At 69.5% G+C, this 17,077-nt stretch carries 15 protein-coding genes; 1 reads left to right on the top strand and 14 read right to left on the bottom strand.

All coding sequences use genetic code 11. The annotated features are described in order from the left end of the window. Positions 1 to 7 precede the first annotated feature (7 nt). From AB0J62_RS17490 to AB0J62_RS17460, 7 genes are all read right to left on the bottom strand, one after another. Entirely contained in the window at positions 8 to 595 is a 588-nt protein-coding gene (locus AB0J62_RS17490; RefSeq protein WP_363871233.1) for a hypothetical protein, read from the bottom strand. Continuing rightward, positions 592 to 1,314: a DUF4129 domain-containing protein gene (locus AB0J62_RS17485; RefSeq protein ID WP_363871230.1), complete on the bottom strand. Its 723-nt coding sequence runs from the start codon at positions 1,312 to 1,314 to the stop codon at positions 592 to 594. Before AB0J62_RS17485 ends, AB0J62_RS17490 begins: the two co-directional genes overlap by 4 nt. A 17-nt stretch (positions 1,315 to 1,331) precedes the next feature. Beyond that, on the bottom strand, positions 1,332 to 2,543 hold the full coding sequence (locus tag AB0J62_RS17480) for a GNAT family N-acetyltransferase (RefSeq protein WP_363871227.1): 1,212 nt from the start codon (positions 2,541 to 2,543) through the stop codon (positions 1,332 to 1,334). A gap of 87 nt (positions 2,544 to 2,630) precedes the next feature. After that, a complete protein-coding gene (locus tag AB0J62_RS17475; protein WP_363871224.1) occupies positions 2,631 to 3,326 on the bottom strand; it encodes a maleylpyruvate isomerase N-terminal domain-containing protein in 696 nt (231 codons plus the stop codon). Between the two features lie 30 nt (positions 3,327 to 3,356). Then, positions 3,357 to 4,145 (bottom strand): aldolase/citrate lyase family protein, encoded by a 789-nt coding sequence (locus AB0J62_RS17470; protein WP_363871221.1) that lies wholly within the window; start codon positions 4,143 to 4,145, stop codon positions 3,357 to 3,359. 14 nt (positions 4,146 to 4,159) lie between these two features. Further along, a complete protein-coding gene (locus tag AB0J62_RS17465; protein ID WP_134105247.1) occupies positions 4,160 to 5,689 on the bottom strand; it encodes an acyl-CoA carboxylase subunit beta in 1,530 nt (509 codons plus the stop codon). A 7-nt stretch (positions 5,690 to 5,696) separates the two neighbouring features. Continuing rightward, complete coding sequence (locus AB0J62_RS17460) at positions 5,697 to 6,860, bottom strand: acyl-CoA dehydrogenase family protein (protein WP_363871216.1); 1,164 nt, start codon at positions 6,858 to 6,860, stop codon at positions 5,697 to 5,699. 68 nt (positions 6,861 to 6,928) lie between these two features. On the opposite strand from AB0J62_RS17460, the gene AB0J62_RS17455 reads away from it, so the two are divergent. After that, positions 6,929 to 7,327, top strand: a complete 399-nt coding sequence (locus AB0J62_RS17455) for a MerR family DNA-binding transcriptional regulator (RefSeq protein WP_363871213.1) — start codon at positions 6,929 to 6,931, stop codon at positions 7,325 to 7,327. A gap of 13 nt (positions 7,328 to 7,340) precedes the next feature. On the opposite strand, the gene AB0J62_RS17450 is transcribed toward AB0J62_RS17455, so the two are convergent. From AB0J62_RS17450 to AB0J62_RS17420, 7 genes are read right to left on the bottom strand one after another with little or no spacing between them, the layout of a single operon-like run. Next, entirely contained in the window at positions 7,341 to 7,568 is a 228-nt protein-coding gene (locus AB0J62_RS17450) for a hypothetical protein (protein WP_363871210.1), read from the bottom strand. A gap of 23 nt (positions 7,569 to 7,591) precedes the next feature. After that, on the bottom strand, positions 7,592 to 8,269 hold the full coding sequence (locus AB0J62_RS17445; RefSeq protein WP_363871207.1) for a CbiX/SirB N-terminal domain-containing protein: 678 nt from the start codon (positions 8,267 to 8,269) through the stop codon (positions 7,592 to 7,594). Continuing rightward, positions 8,266 to 9,390, bottom strand: a complete 1,125-nt coding sequence (locus AB0J62_RS17440) for a uroporphyrinogen-III synthase (RefSeq protein ID WP_363871204.1) — start codon at positions 9,388 to 9,390, stop codon at positions 8,266 to 8,268. Before AB0J62_RS17440 ends, AB0J62_RS17445 begins: the two co-directional genes overlap by 4 nt. Next, entirely contained in the window at positions 9,383 to 9,700 is a 318-nt protein-coding gene (gene nirD / locus AB0J62_RS17435) for a nitrite reductase small subunit NirD (protein WP_363871201.1), read from the bottom strand. The genes AB0J62_RS17440 and nirD overlap by 8 nt, the downstream gene beginning before the upstream one ends. After that, complete coding sequence (gene nirB, locus AB0J62_RS17430) at positions 9,697 to 13,593, bottom strand: nitrite reductase large subunit NirB (RefSeq protein WP_363871198.1); 3,897 nt, start codon at positions 13,591 to 13,593, stop codon at positions 9,697 to 9,699. Before nirB ends, nirD begins: the two co-directional genes overlap by 4 nt. Then, a complete protein-coding gene (locus AB0J62_RS17425) occupies positions 13,590 to 15,692 on the bottom strand; it encodes a molybdopterin oxidoreductase family protein (RefSeq protein WP_363871195.1) in 2,103 nt (700 codons plus the stop codon). The genes nirB and AB0J62_RS17425 overlap by 4 nt, the downstream gene beginning before the upstream one ends. Beyond that, positions 15,689 to 17,065, bottom strand: a complete 1,377-nt coding sequence (locus tag AB0J62_RS17420) for an MFS transporter (RefSeq protein WP_363871192.1) — start codon at positions 17,063 to 17,065, stop codon at positions 15,689 to 15,691. Before AB0J62_RS17420 ends, AB0J62_RS17425 begins: the two co-directional genes overlap by 4 nt. Between the last annotated feature and the right edge of the window lie 12 nt (positions 17,066 to 17,077).

Here is a 17,077-nt window from a genome sequence, read left to right as displayed (position 1 = left end):
GTATTCCTCACAGGTTCTCGATGGTGTGGATCGCGTACTCGATCTCGTCGAGCGACGCGGTGCGCTTGTCGTCACCGGTGATCAGCTGCCAGAGCCGGTCGCCGGTGATCTCGCGAGCCCGGTCCGGCTCGCGCTCGGGGTCGACGCCGTGCCGGTGCACCAGGCGGTCGGTGGCCAGCTCGAGCAGCATTGGCCGCACCCGGCGTACGAAGGTCTGGGAGCCTTCCCCGGCACGCCGCTCGCGGCTCGACTCCTGCAGCCAGGTGGCGATGAACTGGGTCCGGTTGTCGCTGGTCCGCGTCCGCAGCGCGGCGAGCTTGTCGTCGTGCTGGCCGGGCCAGCTCGTCTCCACGACCTGCGGCAGGACCAACCGGATCGCGAGCGACCCGATCCCGACCGCGAGCGCGGTGCCCACGAACCACAGCGGCCGCGGCGCCATCCCGGCCGCGCCGAACACCGCCACCAGCAGCAGACTCGCCAGCACCGCGATGCCGACGTGCTGCAGGAGCATCTTGTTCGGCCGCAAGGACCGGCTCTTCTTGACCTCCGGCGGCGGCCCTTTCTCCTCCAGCGGCGACCAGCGGTACGACGTCATCCGGCGACCTCCGCTGTGTCGGGACGAGCCGCCGCGAGTTCGTCACGCAACCGCAGCAACGCTGCTCGCGCCTCGATCCGTGCTGCTTCGCTCGAACCGTGCGTCGAGTACCGCGCTTCGCGATACAGCGCGCCGAGCCGGACCAACTGCCCCTCGGAGATCCCGCCGATCCCGAGCACGCGCACGGTGAACTCGGCCGGTGTCTCCGCCGGATCCCGCGGTACTCCGGCCGACGCCGCCGCTTCCTCCAACGCCACCCAGCACGCGATCACCGCGTCCGTCGCCTTGCCGGAGTCGATGCGTGCGAGTCCTGCGTCGACAGCCTCGGCCAGGCGCTCGGTCTTCACCCGCTCCCAGTCCGTGTCCTCAGGCTCCGCCTGCGGCAGCCGCACCTTGCTGACGATCCGGTAGATGACCAGCCCGATGAACACCAGCACTGCCGCGATCGCCAGGTAGATCACCGCCTGCCACAACGCCTTCAACCAGCCCGGCATCTCGACCGGCTTGATGTCCCGCGGCGACGGTGTGGCCGTCGGCGGCGGCGCAGCGGTGTCGGACGGCGTGAACGTCGGCAGCGGTCGCGGGCTGGCCTTGAGCGTGCTTTCGCTGATCGGCCGGACCGGCCCGCTCGCCGACGCGAGCACGACGAAGCCGGCCGCGACAACCCCCACGAGCACCACGGCGGCCACCGCGAGCGCACCCCGCCGCTGCGTCTGCATCTGGGCAGGCTACCCCGTCAAAAGCCTGTGTCGAGGAAGGGGAGTCGAGATGTGGAAAACGCTTCCGCAGTCGTGGACAGGGCGCCGGCCGTGTGCTCGTCGACCAGACCCGCCCGGCCGAGCCTGGTCAGTGACGGGCGCCCGAGGTAGACGGCCCCGAGATCGCGCACGTGCAGCGTCAGGTCGGCCTCCCGCGACGTCGACTCGCAGCGAGCACCTTCCGGGCCGCCGTCGAGGTGCCAGCGGCCCGCGTTCCACGGCAGGAAGTCGTCTACCACCCCGATGACGACGTCGACATCACGTGCGTACGTGCGCCCGGCGAGCGCCGTACCGACATCGACCGGCCGGACCCACAGGCCGTCCCGCGTGATCGGCGACGGTGCCCGCGGGTCGAGCAGGAGGTCCAGCAGCGGGTCGTCGGAGGCGAGCATCCCGCAGCGCGTCTCGCTGAGCAGGTCCGGCTCGAGCAGGTACCTCCACAGTGCCGCGTGGGACGCGATGTCGACCGCATGGACGCGGTGCACGTCGACGTACCCCTTCTCTGCCCTTTTGGTCCGGTAGTGGGCGAACCCGGTCAGCTCGCCGTCGCGCTCGGCCAGCACGCACCGGACCTTCGACCCGTTGCCGGGACTGCCGGTCAGGTTGTCGCTGATCGTGTACTCCTGCCAGCGCTCGTCGTGCTGGAACATCCCCGGCCGCTCCAGCGCCAGCTTGTTCCGCAGCTCCCCGCAACGCGCCAGACTCTCGCGTACGTCGACGTACCGGAGCTTCACGTCGTCGATGCCGGCCACCGCACGCAGCGTGCGCGACACCTTCGGTACGACGATCTCCTGGTGATCGGCCGCGAGCCCGTACCCGAACCGCGGGTAGATGACCGCCTCGCTCGCCGTCAACGCGGCCAACGGCTCGATGCCTGCCTCGTGAATGTCGGTCAGCTGCGTCCGCATCAGGTCCCGCAGGATGCCCCGCCGCCGATGCGTGGCCCGGACACCGACCATCGTCACGCCCGCGACCGGCAACTGCCCGCCGGGCACCGTCATCCGATGCGAGAACGCGCCGGTGTGCCCGACGAGCTGCCCGTCGTCGATCGCGACCGTCGACCGCTCGCGCTCCCAGATCTTCCGCTCGGACTCGTACTGCGCGTCGGTCCACGGCGACGAGAACGCCATGTCCAGGAGCTCCAGGAGCTCGTCCCATTCACCGCTGAACTGCTCGATCTCGATCGCCATGTCCCTTGCCTATCAGACAATCGGACCTCTGGACTGATGAAAACCGTTTTCATATACTCAGGAGATGACCGCCCCTGGTCAGTACATCTAGCCCAGCAACGGCAGGCGGCTCGCGTGTGGGCCGAGCATCTCGAGGTCGTCCTCGTCGAGCGGCAGGCGACCGGTTGCCTTCAGCACGTACGTCGTGGTGTCCCAGCCGATCACATCCCACGCGTCCGGGCCGAACAGGCCGTCCAGCGTGCGCGCGGTCACCTGCAGTCCTTCCGGATCCGGCTCCGGTGCGTACGGCAGCCCGACGGTCAGGTCGAGGTGATGGACCGTTGCCTCAAGCACTAATGTCGCGACGAAGTCGACCGCCCGCAGAACGTGTCCCTGGGTCTCGATCCGGCGGCCCTTCGTGGCCAGTCCCAGCGCGGAGGCTCGCACCGCGGCCTCCGACACCTCACGCCAGTGCTGCACGAGCAGACCGGGCCTGCGGTACGACGCTGCGATGCCCTGGACGAAGCTGGTGTCGCCGTCGGGGTGCGGCGGGAAGTCCTGCCAATAGCTGACGAAATCCCGGTCGGGCTCGACCACCGCCGGGCTGGCGAAGGCGATCAGCGCGCGCTGCGCGTCGTACAGGAGATGCACGAGCAGCGGGCCGACGGGCATGCCGGGGCAACGGGTCTCGCGCTGGAAGTCCGCATCGCTCAACCCCTGCACCGTCTCGGTGAGCCGTCCGTACGTCCGGCCCAGCGTGGCGGCAAGCCGTAACGGCAGCGCCCCTCGCTCGGGTGCCTTCATCCGCGGCCTCCTCGGTGTGCTGCTCCGAACTTAGCTCGGGAAGCTCTGCCGCGCAGTCTCCAGATGGGCGGCCGCGCTCGCCTCCAGGTGGCTGAGGTCGGAGGCAACGGTCGCGAAGCTGTAGCCCTGCTCGATCCGGAGATTAGCGGAGTCGCCGTCGAAGGTGTGGATGCCGGCGGCGATTCCGGCCTCCTGCGCGGTCTGCGCGATCAGCTCGACCGCCTCCTCGAACGGGCCTTCGATCTCCGGGTCGCCCGGGAACCGTGCGCCCAGCGCGAGACCGAGGTCCGACGGGCCGACGTACACGCCGTCGAGGCCGGGGGTCGCGCAGATCTCGGCGACGTTCTTCAGCCCGAGCGGCGTCTCGATCATCGCGAGTACGACGGTCTGCGCGTTGCTGTCGGCCGGCACCGGGCCGATCCGCAACGAAGCCCGCATCGGCCCGAACGAGCGCACCCCGGCCGGCGGGTACTTCGCCGCGCGGACCGCCCGTACGACGTCGTCCGCGGTGTCGATCAGCGGCACGATCACCCCGGTCGCGCCGGCGTCGAGCGCGCGGCCGATCGGTGTCGGATCGTTCGCCTCGACCCGCACCAGGCCCGCCGTCGGCCGCGGCCCGATCGAGGCCCCCGCGTCGATGGCGAGCAGGCCGGTCATCAGGCCTTGGTACCCGATCAGGCCGTGCTGCCCGTCGAGCACCACATAGTCGTACCCCAGCCTGGCAATGCGCTCGGCGACCGGCGGAACGTCCAGCGTGATCCAGTAGCCGACCAGCTTCTCCCGGGAGCGGACGCGGCCCGCGAAACCGTTGACACTCACGCAGCGCAGACTATCTACACCGGTGGTACGCCGTGCCGGCGGTGCGAGAAGGTCCGGTCCTTGGACTGCGCCGCGGCGAGGCGCGCGATCAGGTCGTTGCGGAGGTCCTCCGGCTCGACGATCGCGTCGATGACCAGGTCCGCGGCCAGTCGCAGGATGTCGATATCGGTCTCGTACTCCTCGCGGAGCTTCGCGACATACTCGACCCGTTCGCCCTCGTCGGCGATCTCCTGGATCTTGTTGTAGTACACGGCATTGATCGCCGCCTCCGGACCCATCACGGCGATCTTCGCGGTCGGCAGCGCGACGCACGCGTCCGGCGAGAAGCCCGGGCCGCACATCGCGTAGAGGCCGGCGCCGTACGCCTTGCGGACGATCACCGACACCGTCGGCACGGTCGCCTCGGAGACCGCGGTGATCATCTTCGCGCCGTGCCGGATGATCCCGGCCCGCTCGACCTCGCTGCCGATCATGAACCCGGGCACGTCGCACAGATAGATCAGCGGCACGTTGAACGCGTCGCACAGCCAGATGAAACGCGCCGCCTTGTCCGCCGAGTCGACGAACAGCACCCCGCCCTTGACCGCCGGCTGGTTCGCGACGATCCCGACCACCTGCCCGGCCAGCAGCCCGAACCCGACCACGAGCTCCGGCGCGTACGCCGGTTTGATCTCGAAGAACGTGTCCGCGTCGACGACCGCGTCGATCACGTCGTGGATGTCGAACCCGATGCTCTCCTCGGCCGGGACCAGATCCCGGGTGAAGTCGCGGCCGGCGTCCGAGGCGTCGTACGACGGCGGCCGCGAGCGCCACGAACCGGGGAGGTACGAGAAGTACTGCTTGGCGAGCTCGATCGCCTCGGTGTCGTCGGACGCGAGCAGGTCACCGCAGCCGGACACGCTGGTGTGCATCCGGGCACCGCCCATCTCCTCCAGCGTCACCTTCTCGCCGACGACCATCTCGGCCATCCGGGGCGAGCCGAGGTACATCGAGGCGTTGCCGTCGACCATGATCACGATGTCGCAGAACGCCGGGATGTACGCGCCGCCCGCCGCGGACGGGCCGAAGAGGCAGCAGATCTGCGGGACCTTGCCGGACAGCGCGACCTGGTTGTGGAAGATCCGGCCCGCGCCGCGGCGGCCCGGGAACAGCTCGACCTGGTCGGTGATGCGGGCGCCGGCAGAGTCGATCAGCCAGAAGATCGGCAGCTCGTCGCGGAGCGCGACCTCGGTGATCCGGACGATCTTCTCGACCGTTCGCGCACCCCACGATCCCGCCTTGACGGTCGGGTCGTTGGCGACGATCAGCGCCGGGCGGCCGTCGACCAGCGCGCGGCCGGTGACCACGCCGTCGGCGGGCAGGCCGGGGTTGAGGGCGTTGGCCAACTGCGCTTCCTCGACGAAGCTGCCCTCGTCGACGAGCAGCGCGATCCGGTCGCGGACGTAAAGCTTGTTCTGGCTCTGCAGCTTGGCCGCGGCCTTCTCGGGCGGTGCCAGCGTCGCTTCGCGGGCGACCTTGACCTCAGTCCAGTGATCGTGGGTCATGCATGCATCATTCCACCGGTAGCCCGAGACTCCGGGCGATGAGCATCCGCTGGACCTCCGACGTACCCTCGCCGATCTCGAGGATCTTGGCGTCGCGGTAGAAGCGGGTGACCGGGTACTCCTCCATGAAGCCGTAGCCGCCGAAGACCTGGGTGGCGATCCTGGTAGCTGTCACGGCCGACTCGGTCGCGTACAGCTTGGCGACCGATGCTGCCTGCTTGAACTCCTGTACGCACGCATGAGCGTCCTTGAGCGCCGCCGCCCGGTAGACGAGCAGCTCGGCCGCGTCGGCCATCACCTTCAGGTCGGCGATCTGGAACGCGACACCCTGCTTGCGCCCGATCGGCCCACCGAACGTCTGCCGCTCACCGGCGTACTGCACCGACAACTCGAGGCAGGCGCGGATGCAGCCGAGCGCGACCGCCGCGATCGCGACCCGCCCGTCGTCGAGCGTCGCGAGGAACTGCGCGAACCCCTTGCCGCGCTGGCCGAGCAGGTTGCTCTCGGGGACGCGTACGCCGCTCAGCGACAGCGGATGCGTGTCACTCGCGTGCCAGCCGAGCTTGTCGTACGCCGCCTCCGCCACGAAGCCCGGCGTACCGGTCGGGACGATGATCGTGGAGATCTCCGGCTTGCCGTCGGCGCGCTCACCGGTCCGCGCGGTGACCGTCACGCACGAGGTGATGGACGAGCCGGAGTTGGTGATGAACTGCTTCGAGCCGTCGATCACCCATTCGCCGCCGTCCAGCACCGCGCGGGTCTTGGTCGCGCCGGCGTCCGAGCCGGACTCCGGCTCGGTGAGGCCGAATCCGGCCAGCTTCTGGCCGGCCACCAGGTCGGGCAGCCAGGTCGCCTTCTGCTCGTCGGTGCCGTACGTCAGGATCGGATTGATCCCGAGCCCGACCGCTGCCTCGAGCGTGATGCCCATCGACTGGTCGACCCGGGAGATCTCCTCGATCGCCACGCACAGGCTGGTGAAGTCGCCGCCGGCGCCGCCGTACTCCTCCGGCGCGGTCAGCCCGAACAGGCCGAGCTTCCCCATCTTCTGCACGACCTCCACCGGGAAGTAGTGCTTGCGGTCCCACTCGGCCGCGTGCGGTGCGATCTCCGCCTCCGCGAAGTCGCGAACGCTCTGGCGGAACTCGCGGTGTTCCTCGGACAGCTCGAACATGCGGCACCCTTTCGTGCTTGACGCTTACGTAAACGTAAAGCACGCTGGGGTACATGCACAATAGCCAGGTGTCCGCTGAGACCTGGTCGATCGCCGAGCTCGCCACGGAGTACGACGTCACGCTCCGAACCATCCGCTTCTACGAGGACCGCGGCCTCCTCACCCCCGAACGCCGCGGCACGGCCCGCGTCTACCACCCCCGCGACAAGGTCCGCCTGGGCCTCATCCTGCGCGGCAAACGACTCGGTTTCTCCCTCGACGAGATCGCGAAGATCGTCGACATGTACGACGCCGAACCCGGCGAGGAGGGCCAGTTGGTCTACCTCCTGGACCAGATCACCCACCGCCGCGCCGAACTCGAACAACGCCGCCGCGACATCGAAGAAACCCTCGCCGACCTCGCCGAAGTAGAAACCCGCTGCCGCGCCGACCTCTCCGCCCTCAGATCGTCCCTTCGAAAGCCCTGAGCTCCGGACGCGCTCAGTCGGTCTTGCGGCCGTAGAGCCAGTAGGCGACGGGGGCGGTGCCGAGCGAGTTGAACAGCGTGAGCACCAGGGCCCACAGGGGCTTGGGGCCGCGGACCTGCGCGGCGGGCCGGCGGGCGAGGTCGGCCAGGGCGACGGCTTTCATCATGCCTTCTACGACAGCCACGATCATGATCAGTCGCCGGTACCGCGGGTTCAGGTCGGCCCATCTCTTTCCGCTCACTCCTCCACCATGCGCCCGCGGCATCACACAGGCAAGCAGGCCGCGCTGTGGGTGAAGCGGTGGAGGGCGAGCGTCGCCAGGCGCGGGTCGGCGCCGAGTGGCGCGCTGACGAGGCGGCCCCGGGCGTGCCGTCGGACGAGGGTCTCGAAGAAGCCGGGTGCCAGGAGGTACGTCGCGACCGCGACTCGGCCCGGCGTCCGGGCGAGGACGGCTGGTAGGCGTTCGCCGACGCCAGAGAGGTAGCCGACGCGCACCGGTCGGTCGATGCGGCGGGACAACAGCGCGGCGGTCTCCTCGCAGTCGAGCAACGCGCGAGCGTCGGAGGACCCGGCAGCTGCCAGTACGACGTGGTCGGTCCGGGACAGATCGCCGAGCCGGTCGGCGAGGATCTCGGCGAGGACGGGATCCGGCCCGAGCGCCTCGGCCGGGTGCACCTGTCCCGGATAGCGCTCCACCTCGGCGGCGATGTCGACGTACACGTGGTAGCCGGAGCTGAGCAACAGCGGCACGACGACGGCCTCGTTGCTGTCAGCAACGACCCGGCGCATCAGCTCGGGTAGCGCCGGAAGATTGAGATCCACGAAGCCGAGCGAGATCGGGAGGTCCGGCCGCTGTCGTGCCATCTCACGCACGAGGTCGTGCACCACCCGGATCCCGCGCGGATCCGCCGTACCGTGGGCGACGGCAACCAGATCGGTCATGAAGGCACCCCCGCCGGCTCGACGGCGAGCCGGTAACCACGGCGGACCACTGTGCGGACCAGTTCGGGACGGCCGACCGCCGTGCGGAGGCGGTTGACAGTGACCTCCACGGCATGGACGTCCTCGGCACCAGGCAACACGGCGAGCAACTCCGGCCGGGACACTACGTCGCCTCCCGCGGCAACGAGAGCAGCAAGCACAGCACGAGGTCCGGGACCGAGCGGGAGTACGACGCCGTCCAGCACCGCCGCGCCGCCGCGGATGACCAACTGGCCGAACGCCGTCTCGATCGACCGAGCGTTGTCGTCGGTCAGCCGATCGGTCACGATCCGGATCAACGCTCCCAACCGGAACCGGTCCGGCACCAGCGGCTCCAGCCCCAACGCCACAAAGGGTCCCGCAGTGACCGGTCCGACGCACGCGTTCAGCACGCGCCCCGTCCGCAGCGCCGACACCAACGCGTCGTACTGCCCGGTCAGCGCCGCCGCGTCGAGCATCGCCTGGGCACCCGGCGCCGACGTGTGGACGACGGCATCCACGGTGCCCGCACAGATCTGCGAGATCATTCGCTCCACGACGACCGGATCAGGCGCCGGCCCCCATCGATACACCTCCAGCCCGCGCACCGACGCTCCCGCCGTACGCAGCGCATCCTGCAACGCCGGATCCGACAGACCATGCAGTTGTACGACGATCTTCCGGCCGTGCACGCCCTGGGTACGTAACCACTCCACCACTTCGGCCGTCGTCTCCGACCGCGCCGACCAGTGCTCGACCAGCCCGGCCGCCCGGATCGCACCGCGCGCCTTCGGACCGCGGGCGAGGATCCTCGACTGCTCCAACGTGCTCAGCAGATCAGCGGCCAGCCCCGCGGTGTCGGCCGCCTCGACCCAGCCGCGGAACCCGACCGCAGTGGTGACCACGACATCGTCCGGCGGGTTCGCGATCACCCGCCGGGTCGCCTCGATCAGCGCGTGGTCGTCCGCGACCGGCACGATCTGCAGCGTCGGCGCATGGAGCACCTTCGCGCCGCGCCGCTCGAACGACGCGATCAGATCCTCCGCGCGCCGATGCGCGGTGATCGCGATCGTGCAGCCGCTGAGCGGCCCCTGCCTAGCCACCGGAGCCCACCACGACCTGACCGTCGACGACCTCGACCGGATACACCGGCAGCGAGACCTCCGGGTCGTCCAGGCACTCGCCCGTGCGCAGCGAGAAGACCTGCTTGAACATCGGCGACGCCACCGTCGGCACATCACCCCGGCTGCCGACGATGCCGCGCGACATCACGTTCGCCCCGCTGAACGGATCCTGGTTGCCCAGGGCAAACACTTCGCCGTCGTGGGTGCGGAACAACGCGATCTGCACATCCCCGAGCAGGGCGGCGACACCACGCTCCGGCAGCAGGACGTCGTACTCACAGACCATCATCGGCGTACCTCCAATCGGGGGCCGGCCAGCAGGACCGGCTCGAGCTGCCCGCGTTCGGCCGGGCTGGCCGGGCGCGGCTGACTGCGCTCGACCACGTAGCGCAGATCGGCGTCGGGCTGGTCCGGCGCGTTCACGAACGACACGAACCGGGACAGCTTCTGCGGGTCGTTCAGCGTCGCCTGCCACTCATCGACGTACGAGTCGACATGGCGAGCCATCGCCGCGTCGAGATCGGCGGCGATGCCGAGGCTGTCGTTGAGTACGACGTCGCGCACGTGGTCGAGGCCGCCCTCGAGCTCCCGGATCCACACCGCCGTCCGCTGCAGCCGGTCGCCGGTGCGGATGTAGTACATGAGGAACCGGTCGATCGCTTGGAACAGCTCCTCATCGGTGAGATCGGACGCGAGCAGCTCCGCGTGCCGGGGCGTCATCCCGCCGTTGCCGCCCACGTACAGGTTCCAGCCCTTCTCGGTCGCGATCACGCCGACGTCCTTGCCGCGGGCCTCGGCGCACTCGCGGGCGCACCCCGACACACCGAGCTTGAGCTTGTGCGGCGACCGCAGCCCGCGGTACCGCAGCTCCAGCGCGATCGCCATGCCGACCGAGTCCTGTACGCCGTACCGGCACCAGGTGGACCCGACGCACGACTTCACCGTCCGCAGCGCCTTGCCGTATGCATGCCCGGACTCGAACCCGGCGTCGACCAACCGCTTCCAGATCGCCGGCAGCTGCTCGATCCGCGCGCCGAACAGATCGACCCGCTGGCCACCGGTGATCTTCGTGTACAGCCCGAAGTCGCGCGCCACCTCACCGATCGTGATCAGACCCTCCGGCGTGATCTCACCGCCCGGGATGCGCGGCACCACGGAGTACGTGCCGTCCTTCTGCATGTTGGCCATCACGTGGTCGTTGGTATCCTGCAGCGCCGCGCGCTCGCCCTCGAGGACGTGACCGGCCGGGTCCAGGCTCGCCAGGATCGACGCCACCACGGGCTTGCAGATGTCGCAGCCGCGCCCGGTCCCGTGCCGCTCGACGATCTCGCTGAACGTCCGCAGCTCGGTGATCCGTACGACGTCGAACAGCTCCGCCCGGCTCAGCGCGAAGTGCTCGCACAGAGCCTTGCTGACCTCGACCCCGGCCTTGGTGAGCTCGGCGTTGAGCAGGTTCTTCACGACCGGTAGACACGAACCACAGCTGGTCCCCGCCTTGGTCCGCCCGCAGACCGATTTGATGTCGCCGCAGCCTTCATCGCGTACGGCGCAGCGGATCGTCCCTGCCGACACGTTGTTGCACGAGCACACCGGCGCGTCGTCCGGCAGCTCTAGCTGGACCGGCGCGGCACCCTCCGGCAGCAGGAACGCGGCCGGGTCCGCACCGAGCTCGCGGCCGACCATCGGGCGCAGTCCGGAGTACGCCGATGCGTCGCCGACCAGGATGCCGCCGAGCAGCGTACGGGCGTCGTCGGACAGCACGAGCTTCTTGTAGACACCGGCCACCGGGTCGGCGTACACGATGTCCAGCGCGCCCTCGGTCGCGCCGAACGCGTCGCCGAAGCTCGCGACGTCGACGCCGAGCAACTTCAACTTGGTCGACGTGTCCGCGCCGGGGAACGTTGCCTCGCCACCTAGCAGGCGGTCGGCAACGATCTCGGCCATGGTGTAGCCGGGGGCAATCAATCCCCAGACGCGGCCTTCGATACAAGCGACTTCACCGATCGCCCACACGCCGGGCACCGACGTACGGCAGGCCTCGTCCACGACGACACCGCCGCGCTCACCGATCTCCAGACCGGCCTCGCGGCCGAGCTCGTCGCGCGGACGGACACCGGTCGCGAACACCACCACGTCGGCCGGCAGATCGGGGCCGTCGGCAACGGCCATCGCTCGCGCCGCACCTTGCGAGGTGAGCTTGACGCGCTGGCACTGCGTTGCGGTCAGTACTTCGACGTCGAGCCCCTCGATCAACCGGGACAGCGCCGAGCCGCCGCCCTCGTCGACCTGCAACGGCATCAGCCGCGGCGCGAACTCGACGACCTTCGTGGCCGCATCCAGCGCCCGCAGGGCACCGGCTGCCTCCAGGCCGAGCAGACCGCCGCCGACGACGACTCCGTTGACCTGCTTGCCTTCCGACTTCAGGCGTTCGACGTACACGCGCAGGGCGGCGACGTCGTCGATGGTCCGGTAGACGAAGCAGCCTTGCGCGTCGTTGTTCTTGACGGGCGGGATGAACGCCGCGGAACCGGTCGCGAGAACGAGTTCGTCGTACCCGACCTTCTCGCCGCGCGCAGTCGTCACGGTCTTCGCCGTCGTGTCGATCGAGGTGATCAGGACGCCCTTGCGGAGGTTCACCGCCGGGTCGTCCCACAGGTCAGGGTCGCCGAGGGAGAGATCCTGCGGGTCGCGGCCGGAGAAGTAGCTGGTCAGTGCGACCCGGTCGTAGGGCAGCCGCGGCTCTTCGGCGAACACCGTGATGCGATAGGTGATGTCGGTGTCGCGTTGCCGGAGTGCCTCGACCAGCCGGTGCGCGACCATGCCGCCGCCTACCACCACAACGTGCTTGGCCTTCTTCAGCTCTGCCATCGTCGCCCTCCTGCTCGGGACTGGTTCGGTCTCGCCGCGCCGGAAGCGGTCGAGCAGTTCGCCGACGGCGCCGGTGCAGCTCCCGCACCCGGTCGTCGCCCGCGTCGTGGCGGCGATGCCGTCGACACTGTCGGCACCTCCACGCCAGGCCGCCTCGATCGCGGCCCTGGTGACCCCGTTGCACCGACAGACCGCCGGCACCCTCTTGGTCGGTACTTCGGTTGCCGTGAGCAACCCGTCCGCAACAACCGGCGTCCCCCGATCCGCCAGCAACACCAACTCCGCTGCCACCTCGGGCGCGCCGACCACGACTGCCGAGCGCACGACGCCGTCCCGCAGGACGGCCCGCACATACCTGCTGCCGTCCTCCAGCCGCACAACCTCGCCGGCCTCGTCCTTGTCGCCGAGCGCAAGCAGGTCAAGCCCACCCGCGGTCAGCCGCACGACCTCGTAGTCGGGCAGCTCGGTCGTCTCTCCCGAGAATTGCCGGGACAGGGCTTCGGCGTGCGCCCATGCGGACGCGACCGTGCCAGTCAGGCTGCCGTCTACCTCGGCGCAGTCACCGATTGCGTGAATCCTTGGGTCGTCGGGACTCGTGAGCGTGTGGTCGACGACGATGCCAGTGCGGACTGTGAGACCCGTCGCCAGCTCGGTTCGTGCTTGGACGCCGCACGCGACCACCAGCAACTCGCCGAATACCTGTCGCCCACTGCGCAAGTTCAACGCCCGGAAGCGCCCGTCCCGAACATCAGTCCCGTCGAGCGTGGTGTTGAGCAGTACTTCGACACCCAACTCCCGGACGGCCCGCGTGACCCGCCGCCCAGCAGACGCCCGGATCGTCTTGTCCAACAGCGTTTCCCCGTCGTGCACCAGCGTCACGGCAACCCCGCGCTCCCGCAGCGCACAAGCCGTCTCGACGCCCAGCACACCACCACCGAGCACAACCGCCCGCCGGACCGAGCCCGCTGCCTCCACGACCGCCCGGGCATCATCCACCGACCGCAGCGTCTGCACTCCATCCGCTGCGACAACCTCCCTAGGGACCGTCGGTACTGCCCCGGTCGCGAACACCAGTCGGTCGTAACCCCACTCGCGCCCAGTGGCATCACGCACCACGCGGCGGTCCCGGTCCACCGCCACGGCGGTAGCCACCGGTTCATCGCCCATCAGCGGCTCAGCGCGGCCGGCGACGTACTCGGTCAGCCTGCTCCGGTTGAACGACGGTTCGTCGCCGAGCACCGTCACGTCGTACGACGGCAACAGCTCGGCCAGCCGTCGCCCGGCCATCCCGCCGCCGATGATCACCACTCTCATGCCGACACTCCCGTCGCCGGTAGAACGGCGGCGGTGACTTCGACGGCACACACCTTGAACTCGGGCATCCCCGACACCGGGTCGAGCGCATCGTTGGTCAGCTCGTTGACAGCCTCGACCCCACCGAAATGGAACGGCACGAACACCGTGTCCGGCCGTACGTCGGTCGTCACGCGCGCCGGCAGCACCATCGATCCACGCGCCGTCCGCAACCGCACCGGCCGCCCGTCGCCGATCCCCAACTGCGCGGCCACCCGCGGATGAATCTCCGCGAACACCTCCGGCTCCGCCTCCGCCAACTCCGGCACCCGTCGCGTCTGCGCACCGCTCTGGTAGTGCTGCAACAGGCGCCCAGTCACCAAGTACAGCGGCGATTCCGCGTTGAGATCATCCGCCACCGGACGATGATCGACAGCCACCACACGTGCCCGCCCGTCCGGCGTCGGGAACCCGTCCGAGAACAATCGCGGCGTACCGGGGTGCCCTTCGTGCGGGACTGGCCAGAACAACTCCTCGCCCGCGTCCAACCGGTCCCACGTGATCCCCGAATAGTCGGCCCGCCCACCGGCGCTCGCCCGCCGAAGCTCCTCGAAGACCTCAGCCGGATCGGTCGAAAACCCTTTGCTACCAAGCCTTTCGGCCAGACCGGCGAACACCGCGAGATCGCTCCGCACCTCACCGGGAGGCGCTACGGCGGTACGCCGACGCAGTACCCGTCCCTCGAGCGACGTCATCGTGCCGTCCTCTTCGGCCCACTGCGTCACCGGAAACACCACGTCCGCCAGCAGCGCGGTCTCGGACGGGACCACGTCCGCAACGACCAACAGCTCCAGCGAAGCAAGCCGCTCGCGCACGGAGGCGAGGTTCGGCGCCGACACCAGCAGGTTGCTCCCGTGCACCATCAACGCCTTGGGCCCATCCGGCTGGCCGAGCGAATTGATCAGTTCAACCGCGCTCTTCCCCGGGCCGGGCAGGTCCTCCACACCCCAGACCCGCATCAGGTGCGCACGGGCCGCCGGATCAGAGATGCTCCGATAACCGGGCAGCTGATCCGCCTTCTGCCCGTGCTCGCGACCGCCTTGCCCGTTTCCCTGCCCCGTGATGCACCCGTACCCGCTCCCCAACCGACCAGGAAGCCCAAGCGCCAGCGCGAGGTTGATACAAGCAGTCACCGTGTCAGTGCCCTTGCTGTGCTGCTCTGCCCCGCGTCCGGTCAGGATGAAGGCACCCGCCCCGCCATGAACCGGAGCCGCCGCTGCCAGCACCCGCGCGGCCCGGCGGATCGTCGCGGCAGGCACACCAGTCACCCGCTCAGCCCGCTCCGGCCACCAGGACGCCGTGGAGCGAATCAGCAAGTCCGGATCGTCGACCCGCTCGGCCAAGTAGGCCGTGTCCGCGAGGCCCTCCTGCAGCACTACGTGTGTCAGAGCGAGCACCAAGGCGAGGTCCGTGCCAGGTGTGGCCTGCAGGTGGATGCCGCCGTCGTCTTCGGTGAGTCCGGCGGTGGACGAGTGGCGCGGGTCGACGACCAGAAGCCCACCCGCGTCCCTCGCCCCTTGCAGCTGCGCGACCGCCGGCGGCATCGTCTCCGCGATGTTGCTTCCGACCAGCAGGATCGCGCCCGCACCGCCAAGATCCGCCAGCGGGAACGGCAGGCCCCGGTCGATCCCGAACGCCCGATTCGTCGCGGCCGCCGCCGACGACATACAGAACCGGCCGTTGTAGTCCACATTCGCTGTCTTCAACGCCACCCGCGCGAACTTCCCGAGCGCGTACGCCTTCTCGTTCGTCAGCCCGCCGCCGCCGAACACCGCCACCGCGTTGCGGCCGTGCGTCTCCTGCAGCGACTGGATGCGTGAGGCAACGAAGTCCAGCGCGGTGTCCCAGCTCGTCTCCACCAGTTCGCCCGCGGCATTGCGGATCAGCGGCGTGGTGAGCCGATCCGGCACCGTGAGTACGTCGGGAGCCGTCCAGCCCTTGCGGCACAGCCCGCCTCGGCCGGCGGGGCGCACCTCCACGGCACCCGGTCGCGCGACCGGGTGCAGCGTGGTGGCGCACTGCAGAGCGCAGTACGGACAGTGAGTAAGGACAGAGCTCACACGCGCTCCTGGCTGAGCGGTCCGCCCTTGCGGAGGTAGCAGAAGTACGTCACCGCCAGGCACAGCACGTAGAACCCGCAGAACACGTACAGCGCCGGGATCAGCGAGCCGAAGTGACTCGTCGACATCGCGAACCCGCGCGGCACCAGGAACCCGCCGTACGCACCGACCGCCGACGCGATCCCGATGCAGGCCGCCGCCTCACGCCGCGCCCGGCCCGGGTCTCCCGGCGTCGTCAGCCGGAACACGGCCGGGATCATCCGGTACGTCGACCCGTTGGCCGCGCCGCTAGCCACGAACAGGACCAGGAAGCTGATCAGGAACGCCGCGAAGCTGCCGGACTTCACCGACACGATCGCCGCCAGGATGCCGAGCCCCATCACCACGAACGAGCAGACCGTGATCCAGGCGCCGCCGATCCGGTCGGCCAGCTTGCCGCCGAACGGCCGCGCCACCGACCCGACCAGCGCGCCGAGGAACGCGAAGTGCGCCGGCGTGATGTCCGGGAACGTGGTCTTGATCAGCAGCGGGAACGCCGCTCCGAAGCCGATGAACGACCCGAACGTGCCGATGTAGAGGAACGAGATCACCCAGGTGTGCGGGCGCTTCGCCGCGGCGATCGACGTACGGAACGAGGAGTTCGCCACCGAGAGGTTGGCCATTACCTTCCACGCCCAGAACGCGGCCAGCACGATCAGCGGCAGCCACATCAGCCCGGCCCGGTTCAGCGACAGGCCCGCGCCGGCGACGATCACGATCGGCACCAGGAGCTGGACGACGGCGACGCCGAGATTGCCGCCGGCCGCGTTGATGCCGAGAGCGAAGCCCTTCTCCTTCTCCGGGTAGAAGAACGAGATGTTGGTCATGCTGCTGGCGAAGTTGCCCCCGCCGACACCCGCTGTCGCCGCGACCAGCGCCATCAGCCAGAACGGCGTGTCCGGCCGGGTCATGAAGTAGGCCAGACCCGCGGTCGGGATCAGCAGGAGCAGCGCCGAGAACACGGTCCAGTTCCGCCCGCCGAACCGCGGTACGGCGAACGTGTACGGCAGCCGCAGCGTCGCGCCGACCAGACTCGGCAGCGCGACCAGCCAGAACAGCTGGTTGGTGTCGTAGCCGAATCCGGCCTTGGGCATCGACACCACGACGATGCTCCACAGCTGCCAGACAGAGAAGCCGAGGAACTCGGCGAAGATCGAGGGCCACAGGTTGCGCCGCGCGATCGCACGGCCCTTCCCGGCCCAGAACGTGGCGTCCTCGGGATCCCAGACGTCGATCCAGCGTCCGCGCCGCGGCGCCTCGACGGTCCCCACGGTGCCCACGGTGCCGTGGGCGTCCCTGGTGGTGACGGTCTCCGGTCCTGCCTCGAGCGTCATCGCAAGTCTCCG

The sequence above is a fragment of the Kribbella sp. NPDC049584 genome (assembly GCF_040675555.1).
Taxonomy (GTDB): Bacteria; Actinomycetota; Actinomycetes; order Propionibacteriales; family Kribbellaceae; genus Kribbella.
The sequence above is the reverse complement of the archived record's forward strand: the minus strand, read 5'-3'. Positions and strand labels throughout refer to the sequence as shown.

Bases quoted from the DNA above. Each gene is read 5' to 3' on its own strand.
- AB0J62_RS17490 (WP_363871233.1), bottom strand. From the start codon at position 595: ATGACGTCGTACCGCTGGTCGCCGCTGGAGGAGAAAGGGCCGCCGCCG.
- AB0J62_RS17485 (WP_363871230.1), bottom strand. From the start codon at position 1,314: ATGCAGACGCAGCGGCGGGGTGCGCTCGCGGTGGCCGCCGTGGTGCTC.
- AB0J62_RS17480 (WP_363871227.1), bottom strand. From the start codon at position 2,543: ATGGCGATCGAGATCGAGCAGTTCAGCGGTGAATGGGACGAGCTCCTG.
- AB0J62_RS17475 (WP_363871224.1), bottom strand. From the start codon at position 3,326: ATGAAGGCACCCGAGCGAGGGGCGCTGCCGTTACGGCTTGCCGCCACG.
- AB0J62_RS17465 (WP_134105247.1), bottom strand. From the start codon at position 5,689: ATGACCCACGATCACTGGACTGAGGTCAAGGTCGCCCGCGAAGCGACG.
- AB0J62_RS17460 (WP_363871216.1), bottom strand. From the start codon at position 6,860: ATGTTCGAGCTGTCCGAGGAACACCGCGAGTTCCGCCAGAGCGTTCGC.
- AB0J62_RS17445 (WP_363871207.1), bottom strand. From the start codon at position 8,269: ATGACCGATCTGGTTGCCGTCGCCCACGGTACGGCGGATCCGCGCGGG.
- nirD (WP_363871201.1), bottom strand. From the start codon at position 9,700: ATGATGGTCTGTGAGTACGACGTCCTGCTGCCGGAGCGTGGTGTCGCC.
- nirB (WP_363871198.1), bottom strand. From the start codon at position 13,593: ATGAGAGTGGTGATCATCGGCGGCGGGATGGCCGGGCGACGGCTGGCC.
- AB0J62_RS17420 (WP_363871192.1), bottom strand. From the start codon at position 17,065: ATGACGCTCGAGGCAGGACCGGAGACCGTCACCACCAGGGACGCCCAC.